Source organism: Pseudomonas sp. S09G 359 (genome assembly GCF_002843605.1).
Lineage (GTDB): Bacteria > Pseudomonadota > Gammaproteobacteria > Pseudomonadales > Pseudomonadaceae > Aquipseudomonas.
Window position 1 is genome coordinate 6,523,207 of record NZ_CP025263.1, and the last position, 19,558, is coordinate 6,542,764.

22 protein-coding genes and 1 pseudogene are annotated in these 19,558 nt (G+C 61.9%); 10 read left to right on the forward strand and 13 right to left on the reverse strand.

Annotation, left to right across the window (positions count from 1 at the left end):
* Window positions 1-206: 206 nt before the first annotated feature.
* The 7 genes and pseudogenes from CXQ82_RS30100 to CXQ82_RS31750 form a co-directional block, all read right to left on the reverse strand.
* Complete coding sequence (locus CXQ82_RS30100) at window positions 207-725, reverse strand: disulfide bond formation protein B (protein ID WP_101273547.1); 519 nt, start codon at window positions 723-725, stop codon at window positions 207-209.
* A 236-nt stretch (window positions 726-961) separates the two neighbouring features.
* The gene (locus tag CXQ82_RS30105; protein WP_101273548.1) at window positions 962-2,203 is read right to left on the reverse strand and encodes a heme biosynthesis protein HemY; all 1,242 of its coding nucleotides are present in this window, start codon (window positions 2,201-2,203) and stop codon (window positions 962-964) included.
* A 5-nt stretch (window positions 2,204-2,208) separates the two neighbouring features.
* Window positions 2,209-3,324: a uroporphyrinogen-III C-methyltransferase gene (locus tag CXQ82_RS31740; protein WP_256581854.1), complete on the reverse strand. Its 1,116-nt coding sequence runs from the start codon at window positions 3,322-3,324 to the stop codon at window positions 2,209-2,211.
* Between the two features lie 18 nt (window positions 3,325-3,342).
* Window positions 3,343-4,101, reverse strand: coding sequence for a uroporphyrinogen-III synthase (locus tag CXQ82_RS31745; protein WP_256581855.1), 759 nt, complete (start codon window positions 4,099-4,101; stop codon window positions 3,343-3,345).
* Window positions 4,098-5,039, reverse strand: a complete 942-nt coding sequence (gene hemC / locus CXQ82_RS30115; RefSeq protein ID WP_101273549.1) for a hydroxymethylbilane synthase — start codon at window positions 5,037-5,039, stop codon at window positions 4,098-4,100. Before hemC ends, CXQ82_RS31745 begins: the two co-directional genes overlap by 4 nt.
* Before the next feature lie 138 nt (window positions 5,040-5,177).
* A complete protein-coding gene (locus CXQ82_RS30120) occupies window positions 5,178-5,924 on the reverse strand; it encodes a LytTR family DNA-binding domain-containing protein (protein WP_101273550.1) in 747 nt (248 codons plus the stop codon).
* Window positions 5,921-6,037: pseudogene (locus tag CXQ82_RS31750) on the reverse strand (sensor histidine kinase); the annotation flags it as partial. The gene CXQ82_RS30120 and the pseudogene CXQ82_RS31750, both read right to left, overlap by 4 nt.
* A gap of 389 nt (window positions 6,038-6,426) precedes the next feature.
* Here CXQ82_RS31750 and argH point away from each other — a divergent pair.
* On the forward strand, window positions 6,427-7,821 hold the full coding sequence (gene argH, locus CXQ82_RS30130) for an argininosuccinate lyase (RefSeq protein WP_101273551.1): 1,395 nt from the start codon (window positions 6,427-6,429) through the stop codon (window positions 7,819-7,821).
* Window positions 7,822-8,034: 213 nt separating this feature from the next.
* Here argH and CXQ82_RS30135 read toward each other — a convergent pair whose 3' ends face one another.
* A complete protein-coding gene (locus tag CXQ82_RS30135; RefSeq protein ID WP_101273552.1) occupies window positions 8,035-8,694 on the reverse strand; it encodes a glutathione S-transferase family protein in 660 nt (219 codons plus the stop codon).
* A 127-nt stretch (window positions 8,695-8,821) separates the two neighbouring features.
* On the opposite strand from CXQ82_RS30135, the gene CXQ82_RS30140 reads away from it, so the two are divergent.
* The 3 genes from CXQ82_RS30140 to CXQ82_RS30150 all read left to right on the forward strand — a co-directional run bounded on the left by CXQ82_RS30140 (window position 8,822) and on the right by CXQ82_RS30150 (window position 12,466).
* A complete protein-coding gene (locus tag CXQ82_RS30140) occupies window positions 8,822-9,106 on the forward strand; it encodes a hypothetical protein (protein WP_101273553.1) in 285 nt (94 codons plus the stop codon).
* 95 nt (window positions 9,107-9,201) lie between these two features.
* Window positions 9,202-9,456 (forward strand): TIGR02647 family protein, encoded by a 255-nt coding sequence (locus CXQ82_RS30145; RefSeq protein WP_101273554.1) that lies wholly within the window; start codon window positions 9,202-9,204, stop codon window positions 9,454-9,456.
* A gap of 169 nt (window positions 9,457-9,625) precedes the next feature.
* Entirely contained in the window at window positions 9,626-12,466 is a 2,841-nt protein-coding gene (locus CXQ82_RS30150; protein WP_101273555.1) for a class I adenylate cyclase, read from the forward strand.
* An 11-nt stretch (window positions 12,467-12,477) separates the two neighbouring features.
* Here CXQ82_RS30150 and rnk read toward each other — a convergent pair whose 3' ends face one another.
* From rnk to cyaY, 3 genes are all read right to left on the reverse strand, one after another.
* On the reverse strand, window positions 12,478-12,891 hold the full coding sequence (rnk, locus tag CXQ82_RS30155; RefSeq protein WP_101273556.1) for a nucleoside diphosphate kinase regulator: 414 nt from the start codon (window positions 12,889-12,891) through the stop codon (window positions 12,478-12,480).
* A 131-nt stretch (window positions 12,892-13,022) separates the two neighbouring features.
* On the reverse strand, window positions 13,023-13,241 hold the full coding sequence (locus tag CXQ82_RS30160; RefSeq protein ID WP_015886498.1) for a DUF1289 domain-containing protein: 219 nt from the start codon (window positions 13,239-13,241) through the stop codon (window positions 13,023-13,025).
* Between the two features lie 3 nt (window positions 13,242-13,244).
* A complete protein-coding gene (cyaY, locus tag CXQ82_RS30165; RefSeq protein WP_101273557.1) occupies window positions 13,245-13,577 on the reverse strand; it encodes an iron donor protein CyaY in 333 nt (110 codons plus the stop codon).
* A gap of 238 nt (window positions 13,578-13,815) precedes the next feature.
* On the opposite strand from cyaY, the gene CXQ82_RS30170 reads away from it, so the two are divergent.
* The 6 genes from CXQ82_RS30170 to CXQ82_RS30195 are packed head-to-tail and all read left to right on the forward strand — an operon-like array spanning window position 13,816 to window position 18,398.
* Window positions 13,816-13,983, forward strand: a complete 168-nt coding sequence (locus CXQ82_RS30170; protein ID WP_017845169.1) for a lipoprotein — start codon at window positions 13,816-13,818, stop codon at window positions 13,981-13,983.
* A 9-nt stretch (window positions 13,984-13,992) separates the two neighbouring features.
* On the forward strand, window positions 13,993-15,240 hold the full coding sequence (gene lysA / locus CXQ82_RS30175; protein WP_101273558.1) for a diaminopimelate decarboxylase: 1,248 nt from the start codon (window positions 13,993-13,995) through the stop codon (window positions 15,238-15,240).
* A gap of 3 nt (window positions 15,241-15,243) precedes the next feature.
* Window positions 15,244-16,074 carry a diaminopimelate epimerase gene (dapF, locus tag CXQ82_RS30180; protein WP_101273559.1) on the forward strand — a complete coding sequence of 277 codons (831 nt, stop codon included), beginning with the start codon at window positions 15,244-15,246 and terminating at the stop codon, window positions 16,072-16,074.
* Window positions 16,075-16,087: 13 nt separating this feature from the next.
* On the forward strand, window positions 16,088-16,804 hold the full coding sequence (locus CXQ82_RS30185; RefSeq protein WP_101273560.1) for a DUF484 family protein: 717 nt from the start codon (window positions 16,088-16,090) through the stop codon (window positions 16,802-16,804).
* 2 nt (window positions 16,805-16,806) lie between these two features.
* Window positions 16,807-17,706, forward strand: coding sequence for a tyrosine recombinase XerC (gene xerC, locus CXQ82_RS30190; RefSeq protein ID WP_101273561.1), 900 nt, complete (start codon window positions 16,807-16,809; stop codon window positions 17,704-17,706).
* A complete protein-coding gene (locus tag CXQ82_RS30195; RefSeq protein WP_101273562.1) occupies window positions 17,703-18,398 on the forward strand; it encodes an HAD family hydrolase in 696 nt (231 codons plus the stop codon). The genes xerC and CXQ82_RS30195 overlap by 4 nt, the downstream gene beginning before the upstream one ends.
* A 208-nt stretch (window positions 18,399-18,606) precedes the next feature.
* Here CXQ82_RS30195 and sutA read toward each other — a convergent pair whose 3' ends face one another.
* Both sutA and CXQ82_RS30205 read right to left on the reverse strand, forming a co-directional pair.
* Complete coding sequence (sutA, locus tag CXQ82_RS30200; protein WP_016975879.1) at window positions 18,607-18,933, reverse strand: transcriptional regulator SutA; 327 nt, start codon at window positions 18,931-18,933, stop codon at window positions 18,607-18,609.
* A 102-nt stretch (window positions 18,934-19,035) separates the two neighbouring features.
* The gene (locus CXQ82_RS30205; protein WP_101273563.1) at window positions 19,036-19,461 is read right to left on the reverse strand and encodes a secondary thiamine-phosphate synthase enzyme YjbQ; all 426 of its coding nucleotides are present in this window, start codon (window positions 19,459-19,461) and stop codon (window positions 19,036-19,038) included.
* Between the last annotated feature and the right edge of the window lie 97 nt (window positions 19,462-19,558).

The following is a 19,558-nucleotide window of genomic DNA, read 5'->3' on the forward strand; positions in this document are numbered from 1 at the left end:
GATCTCTCTTCCCTATAGGGGCGCTGCTGCCTTATGCCCGCACAACACTCAAAGGATAAAGCGGCAGCCGGACAAGGCCGCATCTGACAAAAGGTTTCAATAACGCGTGCGGGCCAGATTATGCCCGCATGACTATGGCTTCAAGGTACGCAGGAGAGAAAGTTCATACAAGTGTTTAATCCCCTTCTACAAATTGTGCCTGGGTTTCAGCGCCTTGCAGGGCGCAAACGCTGAGTCAAAAACAGCCTTGAGAACTGCAGGGTCCCCAGCATCAACATCCCCACGAAGAACAGCAGGCTCCACTCGGGAAGGCTGAGGTCGAACAGTGTCCAGTTGATTTCCACACAATCGACGGTGCCTTTGAGGGCCGATTGCAACGCCTGCCACAACGACAGGTTTTCGTTTATCTCGTGCAGGCTGGGCAAGCAGTCGGCCTGGCCCGGTGCGGCATTTTGTAGCAACACTTGGCGCACGGCGGTGATGGCGCCGAGCAGCGCACAGCCCATGCTTGCCAGCCCGTACAGGAAGACAGCGGTGCGTTTGGGGTTGTGAAGGGCTGCGACCAGGTTGATCAGCATGAAGGCCGCCAGGAAGACCCGTTGCATCTGGCACAGGACGCAAGGCCGCAACGACGCACCGAATTCAAGGTAAAAGGACGCGCCCAACGTCAGCGCACCCGCCAGGAACGCAAGGAAAAACAAGGAACGTGAAGGGGCAAAAGACATGCTTTATCCGCACCGCGAAGTATAGATCGATACGGTAGAGGAAAGGCCTGGCCCCTTTCAATACGTGCCAGAGCAGACGATTCCGCGAGAGCGTAAGGACAACCCGTCAGAACATGGAAGACTTCGAGCAACCCTGCGTAGGAGCACGCCTATAAACGCCGCGGCGGGGTTATTTTCGAGAGATTGAAGGGCTGGCTATCAGACGCATCTGAACCAACCCTGAATCTTTTCCTACATCAAACCCGTGCCGGAGCAGGCAACGGCGATGCCAGCAAACGGTTATCCAGCAGGCCCAAGCCTTCCTGGAACAACTGGTTGCTGCGTTCGGTGTCACCCAGCTGGGCCAGCAGTCGCGCCAGCTCGGCACAGGCCTCAGGGTTGCGCTGGACTTGCAGGCTGCTCTCCAGATAATCCCGCGCCTTGCCCCACAGGCTGTTTTGCAGGCACAGGCGACCCAGCGTCAGCAGCAAGCTGGCATCGCCGGGATGATCCTTCAGCCAGCCTTCGGCAAACTTCAGTTGCCGTGCCGGATCACTGCCACGCAGCAGGCCGTAGAGGCGGATCAGGTGGCTGTCATAGCCGCGCTTGATTGCGCCCCGCAGCGCTTCTTCGGCCTTGGCATCAGCGCCCAGTTGGCGCAGTTGCTCGGCATACGCCAGAACCAATTGTGGCTCCTGGCGCTGGGCCGATGTCAGTTGCTGCCAGGCCCGCTCGAGGGCCTGCAAGCCAGCTTCGCCCTGCTCTTCACGCTGGGCCGCCAGGCTCAGGTTCTCACCCCAGGCGCGGCGCTCAAGCTCGGCCAGCTCACCGGCAGGCAGCACCTTGTCTTTGCGCAGCTCCGGCAGCAGGCGAATCACGGCTGACCAGTCGCCCCGCTGCTGGTGCAGACGCTGCAATTGGCGCAACACCTGGGCGTTATGGGGATGACGCTCGTGCATCGCCTGCAAGGTGGTCAACGCGCCGTCAGTATCGCCACGGTCCAGTTGCAGTTGCGCATGGCTCAAGGCAACCGCCAGCTCAGCCTGGGGCTGGCGCTCCAGTGCACGCTCCAGCAGGCCGTCGGACTCTTCATAACGGCCCTGCTCATTGGCCGCCCGCGCCGCGCCAAGGTAGTACAGCAATGGCTGGCGCTCGGCTTCGGCGGCCCGATGCAGGTGGCGCTCGGCACTGGCCCAGCGGCCCTCAGCGAGGTCCATCTGGCCCTGCTCGATGGCGATCTGCACGCGTCGGCTACGATTGCGCCGCGACCACGGGTTAACCACGCCACCAGAGGTGGTGACCAGGCCTAACAGCACGCGAATCAAGTAGATCGCCAGGGCGATGGCAGCAATAGCCACCACGGTCGCCCACAGGCTCGACTCGTAATGCAGCACATGCGGGTAGGTAATCAGCACGTAGCCGGTGTGTTTTGAAATGCCCACGGCAAGCGCCAGGGCAATTGCAATCGCCAGCACCAGGATCACATAGAAGCGTTTCATCGGCTCTACTCCTGCTTCGCCGGCGTACCCGCCGCCGCCTTGGCTTCGTCGGCAGACAAATGCCGACGTTCAAGGTACGCCTGCACGGCGGCCAGGCTCGCGGCCAGGTCCGGCGTGGCCACGGAGACGGCCTTGGGCTCAAGCTCGGCGACACGTGCCAGCATCGCCTTGCTTTGCGGGTTGTCCTGGTTGAAGTTGTCCTTCAGCACGCTGCGCGCCTCGCCCAGGGCGCGACTGTAGACCGCCGTCTCGCCATTCAGCGCCGCCCACTGCGCTTGCTCCAGGGCTAGGCTGAGGGCCAGGCGCACCTGGTTCAAACCTTGGCCGGCGAGCAGCGGACGGATGTTGTCATCCGGGTTGAAGTCGATGCGGAAGTAGCGCGAAATCTGCTCCCACCACTGGCTCCAGCGGCTGTCCGTATCCGTGGTCGGGCGCCCATCGGACGCGGGTTCAGTGAGTTGATATTCAGGAGCAATGGCTGCCAACTGCACGACCTGATCACGCAGGGCCGCCAATTGCAGGTACAGCCCGGTGCGGTCCGGCTGCTCGGTGCTGCGCAACGCGGCAAGGCTCTTGGCCAACTGCTCGCGGGCGGCGTAGGAACCCGGGTCGCTCTGCTCGCGAAGAATTTCGTCGGCACCCTGGACCAGCGCCTGTGCACTGTTGATGTCTTGCAGGGCAGACAGTCGCAAGCTCGCCAGGCGAATCAAGTGCTCGGCTTCGGCCAAACGCCAATCCTGGCGACTGGCGCCCAGCACGGTTTCCAAACGCTGGCTCAGGCGCTGCTGATCACCTTGCAGCTGGGCCACCAGGCGACGGCGCTCTTCCAATTCGTCCGCGCCGGGCAGTTGGGCCAGGCGCGCGGCCAGCTGTTGCTGGCTTTGCTTGAGGGATTGGGATTGGTCATCGAGGGTCTGCACCTGACCCAGCTGTTGCTGGCTGCCGGCTTGCAGGGCACGAACCTGCCAGATCCCCCAACCGCCGGCGGCTACACCGGCAGCACCCAGCAGCAGGGCGACAATTGCCAGGCCATTGCCACGGCGCGGCGCGGTAACCGGTGACTCAACCGGCGCATCAAGTGCGGGTTGGGTTTCATCTTTAGGCAAGGCTGTTTCGCTCACGTGTCCGTCCTTTGCGTATCAGAGAGTGGCAACGGGATGACTCCGTAACGCCACTAACAAAGCCGCGGCACTCGCGCCGCGACAATCCACAACTTTTTCTGCACCTGCAGCCCGCGCCATCTCATAGACTCGCGGGCTGGGCACGAACAACGGCAGCTGTGCCACCTGCTGCCAATCGGCGCCGGCCAGGGCTTGCAGGTGCAAGAAACCCTGCCCACTGCTGACCACCAGCCCGTTCAGGCGTTCCAACTGGATGCGTTGCATCAGCACGCCAGCGTCGTAATCCGGAAGCAAGCGGCGATACAATTCCAGATAGTCGACACTAGCACCTTGCTCGCGCAAACGCTCAGCCAGCAGCTCCCGACCGCCCTCGCCCCGCAGGATCAACACCCGGGCAGCGGGGCGTGCGATAGCCTCGCGCAACGCAGGCAATTGAAGCAAGGCCTCGCTGTCGTCGCCCGTTTGGGGATAGTGAACGCTCAGGCCATGATCGGCCAATACTTGGGCAGTCGCCGCGCCAACACTGAACCACGGCAACTGCGGCCAAGCTTGATCCAACGCTTGCACAGCAAGGCGCGCAGCCGGCTTGCTCACCACAATCACCGCACAATAGCGGCCAAGGTCACGCAAGACCGCGTGCTGTTCGGGCGTGATGGGCAACGGCTCAATGTCGAGCAACGGCAAGCTGCTGCTGAAAATACCAGCGTCGGACAATACCGCCGCCAGGGCCGCCGATTCCTCGGCGGGCCGCGTCAGCAGCACTCGCCAGTCGGTCACTGCGGGCCGGCCTCGCCATAGACCTTTTGCAGAATGGCGCCGGCGCCTTTGCCCAGCAGTTCTTCCGCCACCTGGATACCCAATGCCGTGGCGTCACGCTGCGGGCCGCGCACTTCGGCGGTCAGCAGGGTGCCGCCGTCCGGATCACCGACCAGGCCGCGCAGCCAGAGATTTTCACCCTCCAGCACGGCGTAACAGGCGATTGGCACCTGGCAGCCACCGTTGAGGTGCTTGTTCAGGGCGCGCTCGGCCGTGACACGTACTTCGGTGTCGTGGTGGTCCAGGGGTTTGAGCAGGGCGTGGATTTCGCTGTCGGCGGTACGGCATTCGATGCCGACGGCGCCCTGCCCGCCAGCTGGCAGGCTGTCTTCGACGCTGATGGCCGAGGTGATGCGGTCTTCGAAACCCAGGCGGATCAAGCCGGCCGCCGCGAGGATGATCGCGTCATATTCACCGGCATCCAGCTTGGCCAGACGGGTGTTGACGTTGCCGCGTAGAAAGCGGATCTGCAGGTCTGGGCGGCGGGTCAGCAACTGTGCCTGGCGACGCAGGCTGGACGTGCCAACGATGCTGCCCAAGGGCAACTCTTCCAGGGACGCATAGGTGTTGGAAACGAAGGCATCGCGCGGGTCTTCACGCTCGCAGATACAAAACAGGCCCAGGCCTTCAGGGAAGTCCATGGGCACGTCTTTCATCGAGTGCACGGCGATGTCGGCTTCATTTTCCAGCAGCGCGGTTTCCAGTTCCTTGACGAACAGGCCCTTGCCGCCGATTTTCGACAGTGGCGAGTCCAGCAGCTTGTCGCCGCGACTGACCATGGGCACCAGGGACACCGTGAGACCCGGGTGGGCCTGCTCAAGGCGTGCTTTGACGTATTCGGCCTGCCACAAGGCCAGGGCGCTTTTACGGGTGGCGATGCGGATTTCGCGAGAGGACATGGATCAATCCGTACTGAATAGATACGGCAGATAATAACAGCTCAGGCAAATACGCTTTGATTTGAATCAGCAAGTGCGGGGCCTCCCTGGCCACGTCGCACCGGGATAAGGATTGCAGGCCTGGCCAAAGCCCTCGGGCTAAAGCTGCTGCATCATCTTGCGCACGCCGGCGACATGGCGTCGGCTGACGATCAATGCATCCCCGTTGAGCCCCTTGAGGAACAACTGGAAGTGCCCCAGCGGCGTGCGTTGCAGGCGCTCGATACGTTCGCGGGCCACCAGCGCGTTGCGGTGGATACGCACGAAGCGGTCGCCGAACTCATCCTCCAGAGCCTTGAGCGGCTCATCCAGCAAAACTTCGCCGGCCTCGTGGCGCAAGGTCACGTACTTGTGGTCGGCAATAAAATAGACCACCTCGCCCAGCGGGATCAGCTCGATGCCTTTGCGTGTGCGTGCGCTGATATGGCTGCGCGGCCCGTTACCACTTTGGGCAGCGGGCTGGGTCAGGGCTGCGAGCTGTACGCGGTTGGGGCGCTCGGCCTTTTTCAGCGCCTTGAGCAGCGCTTCGCCCGCTATCGGCTTGGTAAGGAAGCTGACACCGCTGGCTTCCAGCGTGTCTGCGGAAAACTCTTCCTGGGCCGCACACAGCACCACGGCTGGCGGCGATTCTCGCTCGCTCAGGCGGGCGGCGACTTGCAGGCCGTCAAGGCCCGGCAAACGGATATCGAGCAACACCACATCCGGCTTGAGGCTGTCGATCAGCGTCAACGCTTCTTCGCCCGTGGTGGCGCTCGGTTCAAGGACTGTATAACCCTCGAGTTCACTGACCAAACGGCTCAGTCGTTCGCGGGCTTGGGGTTCGTCATCAACGATCAGGACATTCATATTGCGCTGGATTCCTGCGTGAGTCTCGCACAAGGATAGCGTAGACAGGTGCGGTGACTTGCGTCACAGCGATCCACGCTAAGACTAGCGCGAGCGGCAAAAAGTGCCCTGGCAGCGGCACCCATATTTACCCGGACCTGTTCAATAGCGCCCAAGACCTGCTGCCTGCGGGCATCGTCGTAGGGTTTGCTGATACACAATCCGAATACCCCCCTGTTTAAATGGATAGTCTGGGTATGACCGCATCACCCGACTTTGGTGCATTCACACACTATCAGTCCAACTGTAGACGCTCACTGAGACAGCATTGCTCAATCGTTAAATATCGTATCAATAAGCACCCGCCTCCAGTCTCTTCCCGGACGCGTTCGGCGGCAAGGCACTTAGCCATCCTTTGCGCAAATAAAAATGCCGACGACCCGCAGCACCGCCTCCACGGGCAACCCTGTTATTATCGCGGCAGACTTCCAGCCTCCTTACTTAGCAGATCACGAGCGAATCCATGAGCACCGACAAGACCAACCAGTCCTGGGGCGGCCGCTTCAGTGAACCCGTCGACGCCTTCGTCGCGCGCTTCACCGCCTCCGTCACCTTCGACCAGCGCCTGTACCGCCACGACATCATGGGATCGATCGCCCACGCGACGATGCTGGCCAAGGTCGGCGTGCTGACCGACGCCGAGCGCGACAGCATCATCGACGGCCTGACCACCATTCGCGGTGAAATCGAAGCCGGCACGTTCGACTGGCGCGTCGACCTGGAAGACGTGCACATGAACATCGAGGCCCGCCTCACCGATCGCATCGGTGTGACCGGCAAGAAGCTGCACACCGGCCGCAGCCGTAACGACCAGGTGGCCACCGATATCCGCCTGTGGCTGCGCGATGAAATCGACCTGATCCTGGGCGAAATCACCCGCCTGCAAAAAGGTCTGCTGGAGCAGGCCGAGCGTGAATCGGACACCATCATGCCCGGCTTCACCCACCTGCAAACCGCACAGCCGGTGACCTTCGGCCATCACCTGCTGGCCTGGTTCGAAATGCTCAGCCGTGACTACGAGCGCCTGGTGGATTGCCGCAAACGTGCCAACCGCATGCCGTTGGGCAGCGCCGCGCTGGCGGGCACCACCTACCCGATCGACCGCGAATACACCGCGCAGTTGCTGGGCTTTGACGCCGTGGGCGGCAACTCCCTGGACGGGGTGTCGGACCGTGACTTCGCCATCGAATTCTGCGCCGCCGCCAGCATCGCGATGATGCACCTGTCGCGCTTCTCCGAAGAGCTGGTGCTGTGGACCAGCGCGCAATTCCAGTTCATCGACCTGCCGGACCGCTTCTGCACCGGCAGCTCGATCATGCCGCAAAAGAAAAACCCCGACGTGCCCGAGCTGGTACGTGGCAAGAGCGGTCGTGTCTTCGGCGCGCTGATGGGCCTGCTGACCCTGATGAAAGGCCAACCGCTGGCCTACAACAAGGACAACCAGGAAGACAAGGAACCGCTGTTCGACGCCGCCGACACCCTGCGCGACTCGCTGCGTGCGTTTGCCGACATGATCCCGGCGATCAAGCCCAAGCACGCGATCATGCGTGAAGCGGCCTTGCGTGGGTTCTCCACCGCGACTGACCTGGCGGACTACCTGGTGCGCCGTGGCCTGCCGTTCCGTGACTGCCACGAAATCGTCGGCCATGCGGTGAAATACGGCGTGGACACCGGCAAGGACCTGGCAGAGATGAGCCTGGAAGAACTGCGCCAGTTCAGCGACCAGATCGAACAGGACGTGTTCGCCGTGCTGACCCTGGAAGGCTCGGTAAATGCGCGTAACCACGTCGGCGGGACTGCGCCGGCGCAGGTGAAGGCAGCTGTCGTGCGTGGCCAGGCCTTACTGGCCAGCCGCTAACCCGTTAGCCAGCAGGCTTCTTTAACAGCAGGGCTTCTGTGACAAGAGCGCTTCTGTGGCGAGCGGGCTTGCCCGCGCTGGGTTGCGCAGCAGCCCCAATACAGCCACCGAGTTTACCCAGGTATTACGCGGTGACTGATTTTGGGCTCGCTTCGCAACCCAGCGCGGGCAAGCCCGCTCGCCACAAAGGCGCCCTCGCCTGAAGATTTTCGCTTACTTTTTGGCTGCAATCATCGCCATAAAGGCTGGCATCGCTGCCTCGCGGTCTGCCGCCACTTTTTGAGCGTTGGGCATGGCATGCAAGCGCTCCAGCAGCGCCTTGGCCTTTGGCATTTCAGCCAGCAAATCCAAGCCAAACAGCTTCTCGCCCACCGCGCAGGCGAGGTTCACGCTGTACATGAAATACAGATCCGCAATCGTGAAACTCTCCCCCGCCACATACGGCGCAAACTTGCCGTGCCGGCCCAGTGACGCGACCCCCAGCAGCAACTCGGTCTTGGATTTCTCCTTGATCGCCTCCGGCACTGCCATGCCGAAAAATGCTTCGGCGAAGCACGCACGGGCGGGCAATTCGATGTACAGCTCGATTTCCCGGCACAGCGCCAGCACCTGGGCACGCTGAAACGGCTCGGCCGGCAGCAGCGCGGGGCCCTCCTGGGTGTGTTCGAGGTATTCGAGGATCACACTGGTTTCGTTGATAAACCCCTGTTTCACCCCCAGCACCGGCACCTTGCCGCGCGGGCTCACGGCCAGGGCTTCAGGGGTTTGCCCGGCATAAAAAGGCACCTCTTCGAAAGGCAGCCCCTTCTCCAGCAGCGCCAGCTTGACCATGTTGTAGTAGTTGCTGACTGAAAATCCGTAAAGCTTGAGCATTTGCGGTTGCCTCCAGGCCGGGAATGGGGTTGGCTGCAAGCGTTATAGCTCCCAGGGCCTGGCCTCGCCAGCAGCATCACCCGTCTGAATGGGGGTAGACTGGCAGCCTTTCCTTGAGGAGCCTGCCATGAGCGAGCCGACCGACATTGACAACGACGAAGAAGAATTTACTGAAAGCACGCTGATCCAGGCCATCGAAAACCAGATCGAAAGCGATAACCCGCCGGCCGCCAAAGCTACTTTCAACAAGCTGACACTGGTGGGCTACGAGCGCGAAGATATCCTCAATCTCATGGCCCACGTGCTGGCGTACGAGATCGACGCGATGCTGGACGAGGACCGCGCCTTCGATACCGAATGGTATGAAACAGCGCTGCGGGCATTGCCTGAACTGCCGCCCGAAAAGGAATAATCCCGGCGCGCAGCAACACGCTGGACAGTTCGGCAAAGTGCGTTCACCTTATGGCCTGCTAGCCTCTAATAAATTTTAGAAAGTCTGGAGTCCTTATGTCGTATACCCCTGAGTTGGTTGCCGAACTGGAAATCCTTGTACTCTTCCCCCTGGACAGCACCAAAGAAGGTCTGAAAGTCCATCAGACTGCCGCTCCCACGGCCATCGCCGCTGCCAAGCGCCTCCATGCCAAAGGGCTTATCGACCAGCCCGACGGAGGCTACCTCACCAGCCTGGGCCGCGACGCCGCAGAACAAGCGCAAACCCTGCTGACCATCTTGACCACTGCCACGAGCAAAGAAGCCGCCTGATACCGGATACCGCCCATGGAGTCCGCCCCGCTGCGGATTCCGCGGGCGTTGCCGTGGCAGACACAATATTCTGGCGTCAAAAACCATTTCCCGCTAAACCTCCTACGCTACTGGCTGTAAACTCCGATACGGCCGCCCACGTCGGGCCCTGCGAGCCAACGAATCCGACATGACCCGCACCCATGAAATCCGCCCCGACCTGGACGAAGGCATCGACCGCAAGGTTCTGGCCCAGTTGCGCGCGCGCTTCATGGCCCTCAATGAGGGGCGCATGGCCCGGGCGGTCGAGGGGCTGACGCCACGCCAGCAAAGTGTGCTGACCCTGTTACCGTTGTTTTTCCACGTTAACCACCCGCTGCTGCCGGGCTATGTATCGGGCAGCACGCCGGCGGGCCTGTCGAATTTCGAACCCGACGCTCAAGCCCTGGCCGAAGCCCAGCGGCTGACCCGTTCGTTCTCTTATAAGTCGCGCGCCAGCAACCAACCCAAGCCGATCCATGGCCTGTTCCTGATGGGCAGCCTCGGCACCCTGGCCCAGGCCGACCAGAGCGACATGGACGTGTGGGTCTGCCTTGCGCCGGACCTGGGCGAGAACGAGCTGGCCGAACTGCGCAAGAAATGCCAACTGCTGGAAACCTGGGCGCTGAGCATGGGCGCCGAGGCGCACTTCTTCCTGATCGAGCCGACCCGCTTTGTGCTGGGCGAGCGCGACACCCAACTCAGCTCCGAGGACTGCGGCACCACTCAGCACTACCTGCTGCTGGACGAGTTCTACCGCACCGCCATCTGGCTGGCCGGGCGCACGCCGATCTGGTGGCTGGTGCCGGTGTATGAAGAAACCCGCTATGCCGAATTTACTCACACGCTGATCTCCAAGCGGTTTATCCGCGCCGATGAAACCCTCGACCTCGGCCACCTGGCGCGCATCCCTCCGGGCGAGTTTATTGGTGCCGGGTTGTGGCAACTGTTCAAGGGCATCGAGTCGCCCTACAAGTCGGTGCTCAAGCTGCTGCTGACCGAGGTCTACGCCAGCGAGCATCCGAACGTGCACTGCCTGAGCCTGCGCTTCAAGCGCGCGGTGTTCGCCAACCAGATGGACATCGATGAGCTGGACCCGTACATCGTGGTGTACCGCCGCATCGAGGAACACCTCAAGGCGCGCAACGAGCCGGAACGCCTGGAACTGGTACGCCGTGCGCTGTACCTGAAGGTCAACCGCAAGCTTACCGCCGGCCAGCGCGCCACCAGTTGGCAGCGGTTGTTGCTGGAGCGCCTGGCCCATGAGTGGGGCTGGGACCAGCGCCAACTGACGCTGCTGGACAGCCGCAGCCAATGGAAAGTGCGCCAGGTGGCCTCCGAGCGCCGCGCGCTGGTCAACGAGCTCAACTATAGCTATCGCTTCCTGACCCAGTTCGCCCGCACCGAACAGACGGTGAGCCTGATCAACAAACGCGACCTCAATGTGCTGGGCCGGCGCCTGTATGCGGCCTTTGAACGCAAGGCCGGAAAGGTCGAGTTCATCAACCCCGGCATCGCCCCGGACCTGGCCGAAGACACCCTGACCCTGGTGCAATCGCCCAACCGCAAGGAGCCCGGCCAGCACCATTGGGGCCTATACAACGGCAACCTCACGGCTCTGGAATGGGAGCATTTCGCGCCGATCAAGCGCAGCCGCGACCTGCTGGAAATGCTCACCTGGTGCCACCGCAACGGTGTGATCGACAGCAGCACTCGCCTGGCCTTGCACCCCGGCACCAGCGACATGACCGAATTCGAGCTGTTCAACCTGCTGGGCAGCCTGCAACAGACCGTCGCCTTGCCCCTGGCCAGCGTTGATGAAGAACGTTTGCTGCGTTCGGCGGTGCCCGAAGAGGTGTTGTTGCTGATCAACGTCGGCGTCGACCCGCTCAAGCACCACCGCGACCTGAATATCCTGATGACCACCGAGCGCACCGACTCCCTGAGTTATGCCGGTGTGCGCGACAACCTGGTGCTGACCCTGGACCAGGTCACGCTTAACAGTTGGAACGAGGTGATGGTCAGCCGCTACGACGGCCCCCATGCACTGCTCGACTGCCTGCGCGACTACCTCAACCAACTGCCGGCCGATCACCTGCCGCGACTGCGGGTGCGCTGCTTCTGCCACAACCGTGCGCAATTCATTGCCCAGCGTGTGGAGGAAATCTTCGACACCGCGCAGAACCTGCTGCTGGGTCGGGGCAACCACCGCTACCTGCTGCAGGTGCAACAGCACTACCACGTGATGGAGCTGGTGCCCGGCCAAGCCACCCATGTATCGCTGGCGACCCAGGAGGCGCTGGTTGCCTACCTCAGCGAAGAACTGGCCAGCTACAGCCCCTTGCACCTGGACGCCATGGCCTTGGAAGACCACGACCTGGCGCTGTTGCTGCCCATGGGCCAGGCCGATTGTGTGCAGGTGTTCTACCGGGTCAATGAAGGCTTCGCCGAGCTGTATGTGCTGGATGAGTTCAACGCGCTCTGGCAACAGCGCTTGCCGTTCCATGACGAGCAGAGCCTGTTGGCGCCCTTGCAGCGCTTCCTGCAATCGATCATTTATCGCCGCGAGGCGCTGGCACCACTGGACCCGCAACAACCCCTGGGCGAAGTACAAACCTTGTATTACCAACTGTTGCCGTCAGGCAGCAATCGCGCACGCGGCATCGAGCCCCGGCCGGCGCCGCAGAACCCGGCGAATAAACCGTTTTATGACGTGCAGGCGATTATCGGCAAGGCCGCACCGGGCCAGGTGGGCATTACCCTGTACTGCAATCAGCGGGAGTTTTCCGAACTGGAATTTGGCGACCAACTGTTTGCAGTGGTCGCCCAGGAAATCGTCGGGCAACGCCGGGAAACCGAGCGTTACCGCTGCTACATCACCGACCTGGACCTGTCGGGCCTGCTCGGTGATGTGCAAAGCCCGAGCAACCTGTACCTGCGCTACAAGGCCGAGCTGGAGCTGTCGCTCAACCAGGCGCTGAGCCAGATTTAAAGCGGCTCTGGTTAAAGAGAGAAGGCGCCGCCGTCTTTTGGCTGGCCTTCAACACTCAGCAACTCGAGCTTGAGGGTCTTGCCGCCGGGCGCCGGCCAGTCAATGTGCTGGCCAACCTGCAGGCCGAGCAAGGCGCTGCCTACCGGCGCCAGGATCGAGATCTTGCCGGCATCGGCGTTCGCGTCTTTCGGGTAAACCAGAGTCAGGTGGTAGTCCTTGCCACTGCCTTGCTCACGGCAATGCACGCTGGAGTTCATGGTCACGACACCGGCAGGCACTTCATCGTGGCCAACCACGTCTTCGGCACGGTCGAGTTCGGCTTGCAACGCTTCGACGCCAGGAGTCTCGTCGCCCAAGCGGTCGATCAGTTGCTCCAGACGCTGCACGTCTAGGCGGGTGAGGATGATGGACGGTGCGGTGGTCATGATTCAGGCAGACTCCTTTTTTCTGCACAAAAAAGCAAAACCCCGCCAGAAAAAGGCGGGGTTCTCACGGGCCTCGATGAGTTGAGGCGTACCCGGACACTACCACAGCGTGACAAATAAACAAGACGACCTCAGGCGTGCGCCCTGCGCTGCTCGGCCTCGGCGCAGATCACCCGGCGCCGGGCATCGTCGGCAGAGCGCCATTCCCGGATGTCTTCCACATGGCGGAAACAGCCGAGGCAGACTTTTTGCTCGTCCAGGCGACACAAACTGATACAAGGTGACGGCACCGCCGGGCTGACATTGCTGAACAGCGGCTTGGGCGGGCGTACGGGTGCAGGCTGGGTCACGGCTCAGATCTCGTCGAAATCCAGCTCGACGCCGGCTTGTTCCAATACCAGGCGCGCGAGTATTTCACCCAGCAGCTCTTCGCTTTTATCGCATTGCCACTTGCCGCTTTCTTCGTCGAAGTCGAAGTGAATACCACCGGAACGTGCGGCCAACCACAGCTGACGCAGCGGTTCCTGACGGCTGAAGATCAATTGAGTGCCATTTTCGAACTTGACGGTCAGCACGCCGGCCGAATTTTCCAGGTCCACGTCCAGGCCGCTGTCGTCGAAAATATCTTCCAGCGCCTGCTGGGTCGAATCCACCAGGTCGTGAAAACGGGCTTCGGTCAAACTCATTGTGGCAACCTCAAAAGTGTCTGGTTTTGCTCAAGCGCCGCACGATACGGGCGAGCCCCGCTGATTGCAAAGGATACCGATTTCATTACCGACGAACGTATGAAATATCCTCGGCCAGCGTAGTCCGCTTCGCGGCCATGTCGGCAAACCCCCGCCAGACGGGTATTCCAGCGCATAGGCAAGCTGGCGGGTGGTCGGTATACTCGGGCGCAATTAATGCATATTCAAGGATTTCGCCATGAAGCGCCTGATCTCTTCCCTTGCTGCGCTCGTCGCGGTCGCCTGCCTCGTTAGTGCCTGTGGTCAAAAAGGCCCGCTGTACCTGCCCGACGATAGCAAAGACCCGAATGAACAGGCGCAATCGTCGCAAAAACCAGCCAAAGCGCATAAGCACGACACCTACTAAGGGAACCCCATGGACGCTTTTAACTACCGGGACGGCGAGCTGTTCGCGGAAGGCGTGGCGTTGTCCGCGATTGCCCAGCGCTTTGGTACCCCGACGTACGTGTACTCCCGTGCGCATATCGAAGCGCAATACCGCTCCTTTACCGACCCGCTGAATGGCGTACCGCACCTGGTGTGCTACGCGGTCAAGGCCAACTCCAACCTGGGTGTACTCAATGTCCTGGCGCGTTTGGGCGCCGGTTTCGACATCGTCTCCCGTGGCGAGCTGGAACGCGTTCTGGCCGCTGGTGGCAAGGCTGACAAGATCGTGTTTTCCGGCGTTGGCAAGAGCCGCGAAGACATGCGCCGCGCCCTCGAAGTCGGCGTGCACTGCTTCAACGTCGAATCCACCGACGAGCTGGAGCGCCTGCAAGTCGTGGCCGCCGAGATGGGCGTTCGCGCGCCGATCTCCCTGCGCGTCAACCCGGACGTCGACGCTGGCACCCACCCGTACATTTCCACCGGTCTCAAAGAGAACAAGTTCGGCATCGCCATCGCCGACGCCGAGGACGTGTACATCCGCGCCGCCCAACTGCCGAACCTGGAAGTGCTGGGTGTCGACTGCCACATCGGCTCGCAACTGACCAGCCTGCCGCCGTTCCTGGATGCCCTCGACCGCCTGCTTGCGCTGGTCGACCGCCTCGGTGAATGCGGCATCTACCTGCACCACATCGACCTCGGTGGTGGCGTGGGTGTGCGCTATCGCGATGAAAACCCACCGCTGATCGCCGATTACATCCAGGCCGTGCGCGAGCGCACCGAAGGCCGCGGCCTGACCCTGATGTTCGAGCCGGGCCGTTATATCGTCGCCAACGCCAGCGTACTGCTGACCCAGGTCGAGTACCTCAAGCACACCGAGCACAAGGATTTCGCCATCGTCGATGCGGCGATGAACGACCTGATCCGCCCGGCGCTGTACCAGGCCTGGATGAATGTCACTGCCGTAACGCCTCGCGACAGCGAACCGCGCACCTATGACATCGTCGGCCCGATCTGCGAAACCGGTGACTTCCTGGCCAAGGAGCGTCAACTGGCCCTGGAAGAAGGCGACCTGCTGGCCGTGCATTCGGCGGGTGCATACGGGTTTGTCATGAGTTCCAACTACAACACCCGCGGCCGTGCTGCCGAGGTGCTGGTGGACGGTGATCAAGCGTTTGAAGTGCGTCGCCGCGAGACGGTAGCCGAGTTGTATGCTGGCGAAAGCCTGCTGCCGGAGTAAGCCATGCTGCTGCGTTTTACCAAGATGCACGGGCTGGGTAATGATTTCATGGTCCTCGACCTGGTCAGCCAGCACGCGCACATCCTGCCTAAGCACGCCAAACAGTGGGGCGACCGGCATACCGGCATTGGTTTCGACCAATTGCTGCTCGTCGAGGCGCCCAGCAACCCGGAGGTGGATTTCCGTTACCGGATCTTCAACTCCGACGGCTCCGAAGTGGAACAGTGCGGCAACGGTGCGCGCTGCTTCGCGCGCTTTGTGCTGGATAAGCGCCTGACCGCCAAGCGCCAGATCCGCGTCGAAACCAAGGGCGGCGTGATCGAACTGGATATCCGCAGCGACGGCCAGATCAGCGTCAACATGGGCGCGCCACGCCTGGTGCCGGCGGACATTCCGTTCCAGGCTCCCGAGCAGGCGAAAAGTTATGCGCTGGAGGTTGATGACCAGTCGGTGGATATCGCCGCCGTGTCCATGGGCAACCCCCATGCGGTGCTGCGGGTCAACGACATCAACAACGCGCCCGTGGATGAATTGGGGCCGAAAATCGAACACCACCCGCGCTTTCCTGCACGGGTCAACGTGGGTTTCCTACAGGTGATCGACCGTTCTCGCGCACAACTACGTGTGTGGGAACGCGGTGCCGGCGAAACCCAGGCCTGCGGCACCGGTGCTTGCGCCGCTGCCGTGGCCGCGATCAGCCAGGGGTGGATGGATTCGCCACTGCTGATCGACCTGCCCGGTGGGCGTTTGTCCATCGAATGGGCAGGCCCTGGCCACCCGGTGCTGATGACCGGGCCGGCCTCGCGTGTATACGAAGGACAGGTCCGTCTATGAGTGAGCCAAGCTAATGACCGATAAGCCTCAAGTACCCGCCGAAGCGTCCCCGAACGAAAGTCTGGAGGCCGCTGCTGTTGCGGCGTACCTTGAGGCTAACCCGGACTTTTTCGTCGACCACGAAGAACTGCTGCCGGCCCTGCGCATCCCCCACCAGCGCGGCGATACCGTGTCGCTGGTGGAGCGGCAGATGAAGATCCTGCGCGAGCGCAATATCGAAATGCGCCATCGTCTCTCACAACTGATGGACGTGGCCCGCGACAATGACCGCCTGTTCGACAAGACCCGCCGCCTGATTCTTACCCTGATGGACGCCACCAGCCTGGAGGAAACGGTGATCGCCGTGGAAGACAGCCTGCGCCAGGACTTCCAGGTGCCCTTTGTCAGCCTGATTCTGTTCAGCGACAACCCGATGCCGGTGGGCCGCTGGGTCAGCGGCAGCGACGCACAGACCGCCATCGGTGGCCTGCTGTCCGAAGGCAAGACCATCAGCGGCACCTTGCGCGAGCATGAGTTGGACTTCCTGTTTGGCGCCGAACAGCGCAAGCAGATCGGCTCTACCGCCGTGGTCGCCCTCAGCCACCAGGGCCTGCACGGCGTGCTGGCCATCGCCAGCCGCGACCCTGCGCACTACAAAAGCTCGGTGGGCACGCTGTTTCTGACCTACATCGCCGAAGTGCTGGGCCGCGTGCTGCCGCGCTTCACCACTGCCCTGCGCGCGGTGCGCTAGCCATGGAACGGCAACTGGACGCTTACTGCGCTCACCTGCGCAACGAGCGCCAGGTGTCGCCCCACACCCTGGAAGCCTATCGACGGGACCTGAACACGGTCCTGGCGTACTGCGAAAAACACCAGATCAGCAGCTGGAAGGCCCTGGATATCCAGAGCCTGCGCAGCCTGATCGCGCGCCTGCACCAGGCGGGGCAGTCCTCGCGCAGCCTGTCGCGCCTGCTGTCAGCGGTGCGCGGCCTGTATCACTACTTGAATCGCGAAGGCCTGTGCGATCACGACCCGGCCAATGGCCTGGCCCCGCCCAAGGGCGAACGGCGCCTACCCAAGACACTCGACACCGATCGCGCCCTGCAACTGCTCGATGGCGCCGTGGAAGATGACTTCCTCGCCCATCGCGACCAGGCCATTCTCGAACTGTTCTACTCCTCGGGCCTGCGCCTGTCGGAGCTGACCGGCCTGAACCTGGACCAACTGGACCTGGCCGACGGCCTGGTGCAAGTGCTCGGCAAGGGCAGCAAGACCCGTGTGCTGCCGGTGGGCAGGAAGGCCCGCGAAGCCTTGCAACTGTGGTTGCCGCTGCGCCTGTTGACCAACCCGGCCGACGACGCCGTGTTTGTCAGCCAACAAGGCCGACGCCTGGGGCCACGGGCGATCCAGCTACGGGTCAAAGCCGCCGGCGAGCGCGAGCTGGGGCAGAACCTGCACCCGCATATGCTGCGGCACTCCTTTGCCAGCCATATGCTCGAGTCATCCCAGGACCTGCGCGCCGTGCAGGAGCTGCTCGGCCACTCCGACATCAAGACCACACAGATCTATACCCACCTGGACTTCCAACACCTGGCAACGGTGTACGACAGCGCCCATCCACGGGCCAAACGCATCAAGGGCGGCGACTCATGAGTATCAAGCTGATCACCTTCGACCTCGACGACACACTTTGGGACAACGTACCCGTCATCATCAGCGCCGAAGCGTCGATGCGTGAATGGCTGGCGGTTAACGCCGCCAAGGTCGGCGACCTGCCGCTGGAGTATTTCGCCAGCCTGCGTCAGCAGGTGTTGCAGCGTCATCCGGAACTCAAGCACCGCATCAGCGTGCTGCGCCACCGAGTGCTGATGCACGCTTTTGAAGAGGCCGGTTATCCACAGCCACAGGCCACGGAAATGGCCGATGTGTGCTTCGAGGCGTTCATTCACGCGCGTCACCAGATCAGCGTGTTCCCCGAGGCCGAGCCGATGCTGCAGGCCCTGCGCGAACATTTCCTGCTGGGGGTCATCACCAATGGCAACGCCGATGTACAGCGCGTAGGGCTGGCGGATTACTTCCACTTTGCCCTGCGGGCCGAAGATATCGGCATCGCCAAGCCGGATGCGCGATTGTTTCAGGAAGCGTTGCAACGCGGCGGAGTGGATGCCAGTGCGGCGGTGCACATCGGCGATCACCCAGGCGATGACATTGCCGGAGCACAAGCGGCGGGGCTGCGGGCGGTGTGGTTCAACCCGACGGGTAAGGTGTGGGAAGGAGACAAACATCCAGATGCACAGATCCGCAGCCTGACGGAGTTGCCGGAATTGCTTCGCAACTGGCAGTAACACTGCAGCAGCAACACTGAATATCCAAATGTGGGAGGGGGCTTGCCCCCGATAGCGGTGTATCAGTCACCTGATGTACTGGCTGACCCACTGCCATCGGGGGCAAGCCCCCTCCCACATTTGATCCGCAGTAGCTTGGAGGAATTTATTCCACCCATGAAAAAGCCCGCAGCGACGGCGGGCTCTCTCAGCAAGCAGGTGGCTGACCTCAGATAGGTCGGCTGCCGTACTTGTTATCCGGCTTCTTCGGTGGGTCTGCCACCACGTTGGCCTCGACTTCCTGCACTTTGCCGCCTTTAGCGAGGAATTCTTCCATCGCACGGGCCAGCGCATCGCGCTCTTTGTTCTTGGCCTCAACGCTCGGCAATTCATCTACCGACACAGCAGCCTTGGCCTTGCCTTTGGCAGCCGGGGCAGGCGCGTCATCGCCACCGTCGTCGTCAGCAACGTCTTCCGCCGCCGCTTCAAGACCTTCTTCGGTGTCGTCTTCGTCACCTACTTCCAGTTCGTCGTTTTCCAGATCATCGTCGCTCATGTTCTACCTCATGACTTGCGAAAAGCAGATTAGTTATAGCCCAGCTTCACCCTCTGTCGAGGTTGCCGGAAGAAAATCAACATCCACAGGATTTCCAGTGGCTTATGCCCCATCACCGTGCAAGGTGGCGAGGACTTTACGAGCACCGCCATGATCACGGTGCTCGCCTAGATAAACCCCTTGCCAGGTCCCCATCGCCAAACGGCCGGCCTTCACCGGCAAACTCAGCTGACAGCCCAGGAGGCTGGCCTTGAAGTGCGCCGGCAGATCATCCGGGCCTTCGTCGTTGTGCTCGAATCCGGCCTGGCCTTGCGGCACCAGCGAATTGAAGAAACGCTCGAAGTCACGACGAACCGCCGGATCGGCATTCTCGTTGACGGTCAACGAGGCCGAGGTGTGCTGCAGCCACAGATGCAACAGGCCCACACGACACGCCTTCAACTCAGGCAAGCCGGCCAGTAACTCGTCTGTCACCAGGTGAAAGCCCCGGGGCTTGGCCCGCAGGGTAATCAGGGTCTGTTGCCACATACAGTTCTCCGCCCATCGGCGCGCATTCTAGCGCGCTCTGGGAAAAAACAAAGTGTCGAATACGCCTACATGCCTGTAAGACATTCGCATGCTGAAA